This window comes from Limnohabitans sp. JirII-29 (assembly GCF_003063395.1).
Classification (GTDB): Bacteria; Pseudomonadota; Gammaproteobacteria; order Burkholderiales; family Burkholderiaceae_C; genus Limnohabitans.
In genome coordinates, this window is the sequence record NZ_NESB01000004.1 from 62,381 (window position 1) to 75,532 (window position 13,152).

Here is a 13,152-nt window from a genome sequence, read left to right on the forward strand (position 1 = left end):
CCATGGTGTTTGACGTCGCAATCATGGGCTATGGCCCAGCAGGCGCAACCCTGGCCAACTTGCTGGGTCAGGCAGGCCTGTCAGTGGTGGTGTTTGAAAAAGACGCCGAGATTTACCCCTTGCCGCGTGCCATTCACTTCGACGGTGAAGTCATGCGCGTGTTTCAAGCCATCGGTTTGCGTGCCGAGATGGAAGCCATCTCGCGCCCCGGCATGAAGGGCATGCACTTTGTCAACGCCGCCAACGACACCTTGCTCATCCGTGGCGGCACAGCGGCACTGGGGCCGCATGGCTGTGCCAACAACCACTACTTTCACCAACCCGAGTTGGAGCATGTGCTGCGCGATGGCGTGACACGCTTTGCATCTGTGTCGGTGCGTTTGCAACACCTCGTCACCGAGCTGCACGAGCAGGCCGACCACATCGACCTGCACGTCACCGACCTGCGCAACCAACAGCCGCACATCGTGCAAGCCCGCTACGTGGTGGGTTGCGACGGCGCCCGCTCACTCGCACGCAAACTGCTCAACTGCACCACCCGCGATTTAGGACTGCACCAACCTTGGCTGGTGTTCGACGTGCTTCTCAAACCTGGCGCCCCCGAGTTGCCCGACCACACCGTGCAACTGTGCGACCCGCAACGCCCCATGACCTACTGCAACGTCACAGGCAACCGCAGACGCTGGGAGATCATGCTCATGCCCGGAGACGACACCGCCGAGCTGGTCAAACCAGAAAATCTCTGGCCCTTGGTGAGCCGTTGGATTCAACCGGAACACGCCGACATCGAGCGTGCGGTGATCTACACCTTCCACTCCATCATTGCCGAAGGGTGGCGCCAAGGTCGCCTCATGATCGCGGGCGACGCCGCACACCAAACGCCCCCCTTCTTGGGCCAAGGCATGTGCGCGGCCATCCGTGATGTGTCCAACCTGGCCTGGAAACTCCAAGCTGTGGTGCACGGCACCGCCAGCGATACCTTGCTCGACAGCTACGAGTCTGAGCGCGCGCCCCATGTGGCCGAGTTCATCGAACTGGCGGTGCGCTTGGGCGACATCATCCAAACCACCGACCCCGAACAAGCGCGCCTGCGTGATGCCAAATTCCGCAACGGAGGTGAGCCAGAAATATTCCAGTTTCCGGCCCCACGTTTGGGTGCCGGCATCTTGAGCAATGGCTCGGCCCCAGTCGGTCAACCCTTCCCGCAACCGCAACTGGCCAATGGCTACTGGCTCGACGAGCTTGTGGGCAACCACTTCGCCGTCATCGCACATGCCGAGGTGCTGGCCGAGGTCTCCGAGGCCACCCGCCAAGCCTGGAGCACTTGGCAAGCCAGCGTGCTGGACGCCAGCGACCCCACACTGGCCGTCTGGCTCAACGCCCACCAGGCCGCAGCCGTGGTGCTGCGTCCAGACCGCTATGTGTTGGGCCTGGCCCACACCAGCGCCGCGCTAGACGCCCTGACACGCGACTGGCTGCCCACACAGGCCGTGGCAGAAAGCGCCACGTGACCGACAAAGCCTTCTCTAGCCTGGCGCGCATGCTGGGCGTGCTCGACTTGTTCACCGAAAAACACCCCGTGTGGTCAGCAGAGGCTGTGGCCGAAGCATTGGAAGTGTCCATCCCCACGGCCTACCGCTACGTCAAGCTCTTGGTGGCGTCCGGCTTGCTGCAACGCTCGGCCGAATCGCAGTACAGCCTGGGGCCGCGCATCATCGTGCTCGACCACTTCATCCGCGCCGGGGACCCGGTGCTGCAACACGCCATCCCTTTCATGCAAGAGTTGGTCGAGACCACCGGCTTTGATTGCGTCCTCTCCGGTCTGTACGGCCAACAAGTGCTCGACACCCATCGCGAATACGGCAAAACACCAGCCGACTTAGGCTACGGACGGGGTCGTCCGCGCCCGTTGTTTTTAGGCGGCGCGCCCAAGGTCATCTTGTCGTGTTTCACACCCACCGCCTTGCACAAAGTGTTTGACCAGCGGCGCGATGAAATTGCCCAAGCTGGCTTGCCCACCGAGTGGCCCGCCTTTCGCAAGTACTACAGCAACATCCGCAAGACCGGCCATTACCTGTCGCTGGGCGAGCTCGAGCCCAACCTGGCCGCACTCGCAGCCCCTTTGCAAAAAGCCGACGGCACCGTGCTGGGTGCCATCTCGCTGGTCACCACCGTGCAACGCATGGCGGTGATCGATGCGCCCAAGCTGGCGGCACTGGTCATGCGTTGCGCAGGCGACATCGCAATCCGTGTACCCTAGCCCCAAAATTTTTTGACCCGAAAGGAACCTTCCTGTGAAATTGATCAGCTTTTTGCTCCACAACACCCCGAGTTACGGCATCGTCCAAGGCGACGACGTGCTCAACCTCACGCCCATCTTGGGCGCACAAGCCCCTGACCTGAAAAGCCTGATCGCCAACAACATGTTGGACCAAGCCGCCAAGGCCCTGGCCAGCCACAAGCCTGACTTGAAATTTGCTGACCTGCACCTGCTGCCTGTCATCACCAACCCCAACAAAATTGTGTGCGTCGGCCTGAACTACGCCGACCACGTGCGAGAAACCGGACGCGAACTGACCGAAAGCCCTGCGCTGTTCTTGCGCGTGAGCGAGTCACAAGTGGGCCACGGCCAAAACATCGTGCGTCCCCCTGAGTCGCACCGCCTCGACTACGAAGGTGAAATTGCTGTGGTGATTGGCAAAGGCGGTCGCCGCATCAGCGAAGCCGACTCTTGGAGCCACATCGCCGGCTACTCTTGCTACAACGATGGCTCCATCCGCGACTGGCAAGTCAGCACCACCCAGTGGACCGCCGGCAAAAACTTCTGGCGCACCGGTGGCTTTGGTCCCTGGATGGTCACGGCTGACGAAATCAAGCCTGACCAAAAGATGACCCTCATCACGCGCTTGAACGGCCAAGAGCTGCAACGCGCCACCACCGACATGATGATCCACAGCATCCCACGTCAAATCGCCTACATCTCCACTTTCATCCCGCTTGAGGCAGGCGACGTGATCGTCACCGGCACGCCAGGCGGCGTGGGCAACAAGCGTTCACCCCAGGTCTTCATGAAGCCCGGTGACGTGGTGGAAATCGAAGTCGACGCCTTGGGCATCTTGCGCAACGGCATCGTGGACGACATGGCGGCCTAAACCTCCAGCGCCCAAAAAAAAGCCCAGCGTGACGCTGGGCTTGGACCTCCAAATCCACGCCTGCGGGCGTGGATTTTTCATTGGGGCTTCTTTCGTTGCAGCTTCAAAACGGAATGTCGTCGTCCATGTCGTCAAAGCCACCCTTAGCAGGTGCCGCTTGGCGCTGTGGCGCAGCAGCGGGTGCCGCCTGACGGGGTGCGGCTGCGGGGCGGCTGTAGCCACCGTCTTCGCCACCACCACCACCGGGGTTGCCCATGCCTTCACGGCCACCCAAGAGTTGCAGCTCGGTGGCAATGATGTCCACGGTGTTCTTCTCCACGCCGGTGGTCTTGTCGGTGTACACACCGTACTTCAGGCGACCTTCCACGTAAATGGGGCGGCCTTTTTTCACGTACTCGCCAGCGATTTCAGCCAAGCGGTCGTAAAACGTGACACGGTGCCACTGGGTGTCTTCGATCATCTCGCCCGAGTTTTTGTCTTTGCGACGGCTGGATGTGGCGACGCTCACATTGGCCACGGCTTGGCCGCTGGGCAAATAACGCACTTCGGGGTCGCGGCCGCAGTTGCCGACGAGAATGACTTTGTTGACGGATGCCATGGGTAAATTCCTCCAGAGATAGACAGATTATGGGGCCTGGCTCAACCCGCTTGACGACCAGGGGCCACCATCGACCACGCTACGGCCAACCACAACAGCATCAACGCAGCGCAAGTCAAAAACAAACCTTGTGTGCCATGGCTTTTGACCAACTGCCCCCCCATCCAACCGCCCGCGAAAAAGCCCAACGATTGCAAGGTGTTGTACACCCCCATGGCCGCACCACGCGAAGGTGCAGGCGCCAGACGCGAGACAAAACTCGGCTGTGTGGCCTCCAACACATTGAAGCCACAAAAGAAAGCAAACAACAACCACGCCAGCACGGCGAGCGTGGGCGCGCCCGATGCGACCCACAAAAACACGACCTGAACCACCGCAATCACACCAATCGCCGTCAAAAACGCAGCCCGCAAGTAGCCACGACGCTCGGCTGCAAACACGCCGCCCATCACCACAAACGAGGCCAGCACAGCCGGCAAATACACCTGCCAGTGGTGGTCTTTGTCCAAGCCGGCTTGCACCAACAAGGCGGGCACCGCCACCCACATGGCCAGTTGTACCGCGTGCAGCACAAACACCCCCACATTCAAGCGCAGCAGCGCAGGCATGGCCAGCACTTGGCGCAAGCCGCCACGTGCGGCGTCTTTGTGCAACACAGGTTCAGGCGGCACCGACCAAATCACCACCGCAGCACCCAGCACCGCCAACAGCGCCGTCAAAGCAAACAAGCCGGACAAACCGATCCACCCCGCCAGCAGCGGCGACAGCACCAGCGACAAAGCAAACATCAACCCAATGCTGGCCCCCACCAAGGCCATGGCCTTGGTGCGCACGTTGTCACGCGTCAAGTCAGCCAGCAAGGCCGTCACCGCTGCCGATACCGCGCCTGCACCTTGCAGCGCACGCCCCGCCAGCAAGCCATACAGCGTGTCTGCCGAAGCCGCCCACAGGCTGCCCAAAGCGAACACCAACAAACCCAGCACGATCACACGCTTGCGCCCAAAGCGGTCTGAGGCCACGCCAAACGGAATTTGCAGCAGCCCTTGCGTCAGGCCATACATGCCCATGGCCAAACCAATCAGCGCCGGGTCATCACCCCCGGGGTATTTGCGCGCTTCCAGGGCAAACACCGGCAACACCAAAAACAAGCCCAGCATGCGCAAGGCAAAAATCGACGCCAAAGTGCCGCTGGCGCGGCGCTCGGTGGGCGTCATGGAGGGGCTGAGGTCGGGAAGGGAAGCGGGGGTTATGTCGGTTGTCACAGCAGGAATTGTCCTGCATTCCTAAATGTCGTCAGGGGCAAGACAAGCGCTTGGTTTTTCTTGATCAGACCGCTTGCGGCCAATTGATTGGTAGCTTGCGGTGACGGGCTTCTTCAGCTTGGATGCATAAGGATTTTTGCGTGCTTTGAGTTTGGCGAGGTTGTATTCAGGTTTCATATCAGCCACCTTGATAAAACGCGCTGCGTTTTGGTTCTCGCGATAGCCAGATCAATCGCATGTACCTGGCCCGCCTTCATTTCTTTGACCGATTTCAACAACTCGCTCGCGAGGTCACGTCTTGCTTCATAGGCTTGAAGGGCGACAGCTTTTAAAGGTTTTTTATTCCTCAAGGGCATGACGAATTCCCCTTCGGGGTTTTCACTTGAATGTCCCTCAGGTCTTTTGTCAATCATTGGCATCTTTTACTACTTGCGCCAAATAGAGGCAGTCGCCTTGCGGTTGGAAATCACAGTTTTCAAAAGATAACTGTTAACTCAAAGCCTTTCGGTGTCTGCAAAGAAACCGTGCTGCACCCGCTGTGCATAAGCCACCAAATTTGTGTGCGACTTGGCCCTTGCCAACAGCGGTGTATCAAAGTGCTCGCACAGACATGCCAGCACAAACGCGCCCGCACTTGCGTCTGCCCCGCAAGGCGAGGCACCGCCAAACCATTCGGCGTCACCCAACACCTGCGCCAGCGCATCAATATCGCGGCAAGCCAGTTGCGTAATTTCTGCCTCGGTGTGTCGCCCAAGCCCTTGGGCGTGCAGCATTTTGCGCGACTTGTTTCGCATGGCTGCACGAACGAACGGACGAATCAACGCAGGGACTTTGTTGAAAAAAGTGGCCGGGCCTTTGTTGAAGTTTTCATCCACCATCCAGCGCACCGATGGCGACCGCCACCGTTTTGCCGTGAGCGACCGCGAGGCCTACACAGCCGTGCGCGCCAACTACTTTGATGTGAAGCAGGGCAAGCGCGGCGTGGTGATGGTGAACGAAAAAACCGCCAAGCTGTTGCGCGAACAACTGGCAGCCAAGCAAAAAGCAGCCAACGAGCTGGTGAACAGCGCCGAGCCCGTGTTCACCATCACGCACACGTATGCAAGCAGAACCAAGGCCGAGACTGGGGCCAAATTGATTGTGGCCAAGGGCACTTACAGCCAAGTCAAAGCTCACTTCAAAGATGTGAAAAAAAGCCTCAGCGGTGACGTGCTGGTGACGGCCAAGGGCACCAAAGACTTGACAACCACCAAGCTAGCCAACACCAGCGGCGGCTCCGATGCCTTGCCCGCCACCACCGACAAAGCCAACGACCCCACCTTCAACGATGCGTGCAACGTGCTGACCTTGCGCCACAGCTACGCCACTAAAGACAACGCCATGCGGGCGGCACGAGCTTATTCCCGAAATGCCCATCAAGGTGGCGGGCTTCGAAACGCAAATCGATGCGGTTGATTGGACGCTGACCAAGGCGGTGCACAGCCTTGGGGATGGTGGCTACACCACGCAGCTTGAGTTTGAAACCAAGGTGGATGTGGTGCCAGATTAAAAAAAGGCCCATCGAAGTGAGCCTGTAGGTCTTGTTGTAAGCGCTGTTGTTTAAGCAGTTTTACGACTCATCTTGCGGGCCGCTGGTTTAGCTGAGGCTGGTTTGGCAACAGCCCGTTTAACGGTTGAGATAACGCGAGAGACGGCTGCCGTCTCTTGGACTTGTTTCATTTGCGTTTGCATGATTTCATGCAATGCGCCTGGCACGAAACGGCCCAAGATATCGCGCATGAGTGGTTGATAACCAACGCCATGAAAATGGGCTATTAGCTTGTATTGGTCGATCAATTGCTTGGGCAAACGGATAGAGATGGATTGCAAACCCAATGCCTCATCCAAGGCCATGTCATGTGCAATGTCAGCCACCGCAACATGTTCGGCGCTTGCCCCCAGTGCGCGGCTTTCCCAAGCCTCGGCTGTGCTTTCGATCTTCGATGTGTTCACGATGTTCTTCCTAGATTGTTGTTTTGCCAGTTAGCCGTGCCGACTGTAGATGTCGATCTCTGTTTGATTCGGGCTAAAGGCTGATTTCAAATGAATTGTTTTTTCAATTTGTATATACACGATTTTTAGTAAGCGGCCCTTATTTGTAGAGGCCAAAAACCACAACGTGGGTGGGTATGTTTTGTGCTTCTCACGTTTATCGGTCAGAAGGTTGCCAGCTTTATTTGAGAAGCATTGTTCTACCTCTTCGCAGGTAACAGAGTGTTTGCTGGTGAGCTTCAAAAGCACATCGGGACTAACTTTTAAATTTTCCATAAGTAATAATATATTTAATAAATGATGTGATTGTACACCGTCTGTATATACAACACAAGCAAAAGAAACAAGCGGCTGAAAAACCTGCTTTCCCCGCATTTTTCACACTCTGAACGAGTGTGGGGTCACCACCTGCATAGGGCATATGCCCTATGCAGGTGGTGACGTACTTGACGTTTTTTATCTTTACTACGGTTTAAGTCTTTTTTGCTTTGTAGACGCTGACGCCACCCTTCTTGGCGCAATAGGCTTGGCATCTTGCAGCTCTTGTATAGGGACTGGACCGTCCTCTGAATCGAAAAGAGCCAACACGGCTCTTTGCATAAATGGCGAAGCTCATAGGTCCGAGCTGTCTACTGCACCGTGGGAAATCCAGGCCAAATGATCCACGCCCTTCAATCCATACAAAAAGTCTCGCATCAAGCCGCCCATCCATAGCCAGCCAAGCCCAAACACCCGCCACCCACTATCATGGCGGGTTGCCCTTTGATTGACTCACCTGTGAACGCACCCACCGACGGCACCTACTTGGGCCAGGCCATGAACAGCCCCTCCGCCATGCGAAACATCAGCATTCGCGGCGCGCGCACGCACAACCTCAAAAACATCGACCTCGACATTCCGCGCAACCAACTGGTGGTGATCACCGGTTTGTCGGGTTCGGGCAAATCGAGTTTGGCGTTTGACACCTTGTACGCCGAGGGCCAGCGCCGCTACGTGGAAAGCCTCTCGGCCTACGCGCGTCAGTTCTTGGGCCGTTTGGACAAGCCCGATGTCGACCTGATCGAAGGCCTGTCACCCGCCATCAGCATTGAGCAAAAAGCCACCAGCCACAACCCACGTTCCACCGTGGGCACGGTGACCGAAATTCACGACTACCTGCGCCTGCTGTTTGCCCGCGCCGGCACGCCGTACTGCCCCGACCACAACCTGGCCCTGCAAGCGCAAAGCGTGTCGCAAATGGTGGATGCGGTGATGGCCCTGCCCGAAGACACCAAGCTCATGCTGCTGGCCCCACTGGCACGCGACCGCAAGGGCGAATACACCGACGTGTTTGCCAACCTGCAAGCGCAGGGCTATGTGCGCTTTCGTGTGGGTGGCCAAGTGTTTGAGTACGACGACCTGCCGCAGCTCAAGAAAACCGAGAAGCACGACATCGACGTGGTGATTGACCGCATCAAAGTGCGCCACGAAGCCCCGGCAGCGCCGCAAGTCGCCACCGCACCCAGCATCGGCGCCGTGGCGGTGACCGCCCCACCGCCCGGTTTGCGCCAACGCCTGGCCGAGAGCTTTGAAGCCGCGCTGCGCTTGGCCGAAGGCCGCGCCATTGCGCTGGAGATGGACACCGGGGTGGAGCACAGCTTCAACGCCAAGTTCGCTTGCCCGCAGTGCAGCTACTCCATCAGCGAGTTGGAGCCGCGCCTCTTCTCGTTCAACTCACCGGTGGGCGCGTGCCCGGCATGTGACGGCTTGGGTCACCAAGACTTTTTCGACCCCGCCCGTGTGGTGGCCTTCCCCTCGCTGAGCTTGGGCAGTGGTGCCATCAAAGGCTGGGACCGCCGCAACGCGCACTACTTCACCTTGCTGGAGAGCTTGGCCAAGCACTACAAGTTTGACCTCGATGCCGCGTTTGAAAACCTCAGCCCCGACATCCAACAAGTGTTGCTGTACGGCTCGGGCGACGAAGAAATCAAGTTCAACTACAGCTTGGACAGCGGCGCCTCTGGCGGCAAAAAGCTCAGCAAGAAACACCCGTTCGAAGGCATCTTGGTCAACATGGAGCGCCGCTACCGCGAGACCGACTCGGTGGTGGTGCGCGAAGACCTGGCGCGCTACCGTGGCAGCCGCGCCTGCACCAGTTGTGGTGGCACCCGCTTGCGCCGCGAAGCGCGCAACGTGCGCATTGGCGAAGGCGCGCAAATGCGCGGCATCTTCGACATCAGCCACAGCACCTTGGGCGAATGCTTTGGCTACTTCAACACCCTCCAACTCCAAGGCGCCAAGGCTGAAATTGCCGACAAGGTGGTGCGCGAAATCGCCTCACGCCTGAAGTTCTTGAACGATGTGGGCCTGACCTACTTGAGCCTCGACCGCAGCGCCGACACGCTGTCTGGCGGCGAAGCGCAACGCATTCGCCTAGCCTCGCAAATTGGCTCGGGCCTGACGGGTGTGATGTACGTGCTCGACGAGCCCAGCATTGGCTTGCACCAGCGCGACAACGACCGCCTGATCGACACGCTCAAACACCTGCGCGACATTGGCAACAGCGTGTTGGTGGTGGAGCACGACGAAGACATGATCCGTGCCGCCGACTACTGTGTGGACATGGGCCCCGGCGCTGGCGTGCATGGCGGCGCGGTGATGGCGCAAGGCACACCCGCCGAGATAGAGGCCAACCCTGCCTCTCTCACCGGGCGCTACCTGGCACAAGCCCTGCGCATCGAGGTGCCCACCCAGCGTCACGCCTTTTTGCCTGTGCCCGCTGATCAACTGGCCGCACAACGCCTGCTCGACAAGCAAGCCTGCAAAGACCAAGTCATTCGCATCACCGGCGCACGCGGCAACAACCTCAAACATGTCAACGTGGATGTGCCCGTGGGCTTGCTCACCTGCGTCACCGGCGTGTCAGGCTCGGGCAAATCCACGCTGGTCAACGACACGCTGTACACCGCAGCCGCGCACACCATCCACCGCGCGCACGAAGAGCCCGCTGCCCACGACGAGATCACCGGGCTCGACTACTTCGACAAAGTCATCAACGTCGACCAATCCCCCATTGGCCGCACCCCGCGCAGCAACCCCGCCACCTACACCGGCTTGTTCACCCCCATTCGCGAGCTGATGGCCGAAGTACCTTCGGCACGCGAGCGTGGCTATGGCCCGGGACGCTTCAGCTTCAACGTGGCCGCTGGCTCAGGCGGCGGGCGCTGCGAAGCCTGCCAGGGCGACGGCATGGTCAAGGTGGAGATGCACTTTTTGCCCGATGTATACGTGCCTTGTGACGTGTGCCACGGCCTGCGCTACAACCGAGAAACGCTGGAGGTCATGTACAAGGGCAAAAACATTGCGCAAATCTTGGACCTCACGGTTGAGGCCGCACTGAGCTTCTTCAACGCCGTGCCCAACATCGCCCGCAAGCTGCAAACCCTGATGGATGTGGGCCTGTCCTACCTGCAACTCGGCCAAGCCGCCACCACCCTCTCGGGTGGTGAAGCACAGCGCGTGAAACTTGCCCTGGAGTTGAGCAAACGCGACACCGGGCGCACGCTCTACATCTTGGACGAGCCCACCACCGGCCTGCACTTTGCCGACATTGATTTGCTGCTGAAAGTGCTGCAACACCTGCGCGACGCGGGCAACACCATCGTCATCATCGAGCACAACCTGGACGTCATCAAAACCGCCGACTGGCTCATCGACATGGGGCCTGAAGGCGGCAGTGGCGGTGGCCAAGTGGTGGGCGTGGGCACGCCCGAGCAATTGGCCGACAACCCGGCCAGTTTTACCGGCCGTTACCTCAAGCGTTTGCTGGGCTGACCGCCGCCATGGCAGCACTCAAAGAAGAAGCTGCGCCCCGCACCCACCTGCTAGCATGACTTTTTAACCAACGAAGGGGATGTGCCATGAAAACAGTTTTCGTTTTTGCGACCGCTTTCACACTGACGGCTTGCGCCATGTTGGAGGCTCAAACGTCTGCAACCGCCGTGCTCGCACCCACCCAGGGCAACAGCGTGTCAGGTCGGGTGACGTTCACGCAGCAGCACAACAAGGTGTTGGTTGTGGTCGACGCGCAAGGCTTTGCGCCCAACTCGGAGCATGGTTTTCACGTTCATGAAAAAGGCGACTGCTCCAGTGGTGACGGCATGAGCACGGGCGGTCATTTCAACCCCGACGGCAAACCCCACGGAGCCCATGAGCACGCCCAACACCATGTGGGCGATTTGCCCAGCTTGAAAGCCGATGCCTATGGCAAGGTTCAGCTGCGCTTTGAGAGCACGTCAATTTCCATGCAGGACGGCGCGTCCAGCATCGTGGGGCGAGGCTTGATTGTTCATCGCGATCCAGACGATTTCAAAACACAGCCCACAGGCAACTCGGGGCCACGTGTGTCGTGCGGTGTGATTGTTAAAAATTAACGGCTCACCACCACCAACAGGTTGTCCACCTCGTGCACGCCTTTGACCGCTTGTGCGAGTTGTTTGGCCAAATCGGCCTGTGCCTGTGATGCGACAGAGCCAGTCAGCGTAATCCACAGCATTGCTCTCGCGCCGTCGCACTTTACCTACGAAACGCTGTGATACCTAACTCTTTTGCGGTTTGTTTAAGGTGCTGAATAAACTTGTGATATTCGGACTTATTTGCTTTGCGTGGAGGTGCATGCCATCCAAAAACATAGATGACTGCATCGCTACTTGGTATCGGAAATCTTTCATACATCCATGCAGTTTTATTTGTTTCCTTAAGTGCATCTAAAAATTCCTCGTATCGGTTTCCACTTTGGTTTGCGCATACTGCAACAGCACTAACGCTGCGAAAATTCCACTTAGATTCCAAACATTTATCCAGCCGAATGAGATCGTTGATTGCTTTGCGTACTGCCCCTGCCTCACGTATCGTGACTTTGAGTTCGACTGCGTGTGAAACTTGTTTGGATTGAGATTTCATCCTAACGACCATATCGATTTGATTCTTGGTCTTATTAGTTCTTCGACCATCCACCCCGACTGACTGCTCAAGCGTTACGTTATGGCTTTTTTTACTCAACCAGTACATCAACTCAAACTGAAACCATTTCTCAAAACCGTTTCCATGATGTTCGTAAAACCAAGCTATCTTTCTTTTGATGGGAGAAGACTGAATAAATTTTCTAATGAGAGGGATCAAGCTGGACATTTTTAACCTTTAGATTTCACTAAATTAAATTTTACGAGTAAAAAATAACTCTTTAAATTAAATAATTTGCGGGCGATAAATTTCATGGCTATTTGCAGCGAACGTAATCTGCATGAGATTTGCAAGCCGATTTGCGATTCTGTCGATTTCAAACACAGCTTTTTCATCGCGGCTTAGGTGACATCTTTTTGAGAGATTTGCACCATGAATTCGGGTCGAACGGTATCTGCATAACTGCTAGGCTTTGACTCGTTCGCTCACTTCGAACACCTAGTAGATAAATACCAAGCCAACGAAAAAATCACGCTCGAAAATGGTCGCCAACGACCTTCACAGCGAGAAGGTTGGGCAGTTACAAGCATCAACCTTTGGAAAATTTGGCGTTCACATTCAGACCTGCGACGCCGATGCAACTGAACTTTCAAGCACGCACATCTCACACAAAAGGCTGGCTGCCAACCGCCCCCCGTTTTACCGTCCGTTACCTGAAGCATTTGCTGGGCTCACCACCACCAACAGGTTGTCCACCTCGTGCACGCCTTTGACCGCTTGTGCGAGTTGCTTTGCCAAATCGGCCTGTGCCTGTGAGGCAACGGAACCGGTCAGCGTCACCAAGCCACGGCGTGTTTTGACGCTGATGGTGACCGACTTCATGCCCTCGCGTTGCATCAACGCGGTTTTCACCTTGGCTGTGATTTCTGTGTCTTCCATGGCCGTGCTGGCCTTCTCTTTTTGACGCTCTGCTGCATCGTCTGCGTCATCCACGCTTTTCTTCACCGCTTCAGTGGCTTTCTCTGCGGCTTCATCCAGTTTGCGTCCGGCCTCTTGCGCGGGTCCGGGTTTGTCGCAAGCCGACAAGCCCAGCAGCAGCAAAGCAGCCAAGAGGTATCGGGCGGTGTGGCGTGTGATCTTCATCGTGTGCTCCTTGTGTGTGTGACGC

General features: G+C 57.5%; 14 protein-coding genes. 6 read left to right on the top strand and 8 right to left on the bottom strand.

Going from position 1 to position 13,152, the window contains the following annotated elements:
• Positions 1-2: 2 nt before the first annotated feature.
• The 3 genes from B9Z39_RS07820 to B9Z39_RS07830 are packed head-to-tail and all read left to right on the top strand — an operon-like array spanning position 3 to position 3,152.
• Positions 3-1,511 carry a bifunctional 3-(3-hydroxy-phenyl)propionate/3-hydroxycinnamic acid hydroxylase gene (locus B9Z39_RS07820; RefSeq protein WP_108301286.1) on the top strand — a complete coding sequence of 503 codons (1,509 nt, stop codon included), beginning with the start codon at positions 3-5 and terminating at the stop codon, positions 1,509-1,511.
• Positions 1,508-2,260: an IclR family transcriptional regulator gene (locus tag B9Z39_RS07825; RefSeq protein WP_100147331.1), complete on the top strand. Its 753-nt coding sequence runs from the start codon at positions 1,508-1,510 to the stop codon at positions 2,258-2,260. The genes B9Z39_RS07820 and B9Z39_RS07825 overlap by 4 nt, the downstream gene beginning before the upstream one ends.
• Before the next feature lie 34 nt (positions 2,261-2,294).
• Positions 2,295-3,152, top strand: a complete 858-nt coding sequence (locus B9Z39_RS07830) for a fumarylacetoacetate hydrolase family protein (RefSeq protein ID WP_108301287.1) — start codon at positions 2,295-2,297, stop codon at positions 3,150-3,152.
• Positions 3,153-3,255: 103 nt separating this feature from the next.
• Here B9Z39_RS07830 and ssb read toward each other — a convergent pair whose 3' ends face one another.
• From ssb to B9Z39_RS07855, 4 genes are all read right to left on the bottom strand, one after another.
• Positions 3,256-3,750, bottom strand: coding sequence for a single-stranded DNA-binding protein (ssb, locus tag B9Z39_RS07835; RefSeq protein WP_100147329.1), 495 nt, complete (start codon positions 3,748-3,750; stop codon positions 3,256-3,258).
• Positions 3,751-3,791: 41 nt separating this feature from the next.
• Positions 3,792-4,964: an MFS transporter gene (locus tag B9Z39_RS07840; RefSeq protein ID WP_108301288.1), complete on the bottom strand. Its 1,173-nt coding sequence runs from the start codon at positions 4,962-4,964 to the stop codon at positions 3,792-3,794.
• A 221-nt stretch (positions 4,965-5,185) separates the two neighbouring features.
• On the bottom strand, positions 5,186-5,431 hold the full coding sequence (locus B9Z39_RS07850) for a hypothetical protein (RefSeq protein WP_146183296.1): 246 nt from the start codon (positions 5,429-5,431) through the stop codon (positions 5,186-5,188).
• Positions 5,432-5,506: 75 nt separating this feature from the next.
• Complete coding sequence (locus B9Z39_RS07855; RefSeq protein ID WP_158269467.1) at positions 5,507-5,806, bottom strand: glutathione S-transferase C-terminal domain-containing protein; 300 nt, start codon at positions 5,804-5,806, stop codon at positions 5,507-5,509.
• Here B9Z39_RS07855 and B9Z39_RS07860 point away from each other — a divergent pair.
• Positions 5,805-6,467, top strand: a complete 663-nt coding sequence (locus tag B9Z39_RS07860) for a hypothetical protein (protein ID WP_158269468.1) — start codon at positions 5,805-5,807, stop codon at positions 6,465-6,467. The two genes, B9Z39_RS07855 and B9Z39_RS07860, sit on opposite strands and share 2 nt — an antisense overlap.
• A gap of 144 nt (positions 6,468-6,611) precedes the next feature.
• Here the strand turns inward: B9Z39_RS07860 and B9Z39_RS07865 are convergent, their stop codons facing one another.
• Entirely contained in the window at positions 6,612-7,004 is a 393-nt protein-coding gene (locus B9Z39_RS07865; protein ID WP_108301292.1) for a hypothetical protein, read from the bottom strand.
• An 873-nt stretch (positions 7,005-7,877) separates the two neighbouring features.
• Between B9Z39_RS07865 and uvrA the strand changes: the two genes are divergently transcribed.
• Together uvrA and B9Z39_RS07880 are read left to right on the top strand one after the other, a co-directional pair.
• Positions 7,878-10,856, top strand: a complete 2,979-nt coding sequence (uvrA, locus tag B9Z39_RS07875; RefSeq protein WP_304481858.1) for an excinuclease ABC subunit UvrA — start codon at positions 7,878-7,880, stop codon at positions 10,854-10,856.
• Positions 10,857-10,942: 86 nt separating this feature from the next.
• Positions 10,943-11,455, top strand: coding sequence for a superoxide dismutase family protein (locus B9Z39_RS07880; protein ID WP_108301295.1), 513 nt, complete (start codon positions 10,943-10,945; stop codon positions 11,453-11,455).
• Here the strand turns inward: B9Z39_RS07880 and B9Z39_RS07885 are convergent.
• From B9Z39_RS07885 to B9Z39_RS07895, 3 genes are all read right to left on the bottom strand, one after another.
• Positions 11,452-11,577, bottom strand: a complete 126-nt coding sequence (locus tag B9Z39_RS07885) for a BON domain-containing protein (protein WP_108301296.1) — start codon at positions 11,575-11,577, stop codon at positions 11,452-11,454. The two genes, B9Z39_RS07880 and B9Z39_RS07885, sit on opposite strands and share 4 nt — an antisense overlap.
• A 20-nt stretch (positions 11,578-11,597) precedes the next feature.
• Positions 11,598-12,212 (bottom strand): hypothetical protein, encoded by a 615-nt coding sequence (locus tag B9Z39_RS07890; protein ID WP_108301297.1) that lies wholly within the window; start codon positions 12,210-12,212, stop codon positions 11,598-11,600.
• Between the two features lie 471 nt (positions 12,213-12,683).
• Positions 12,684-13,127, bottom strand: coding sequence for a BON domain-containing protein (locus tag B9Z39_RS07895; protein WP_146183298.1), 444 nt, complete (start codon positions 13,125-13,127; stop codon positions 12,684-12,686).
• Between the last annotated feature and the right edge of the window lie 25 nt (positions 13,128-13,152).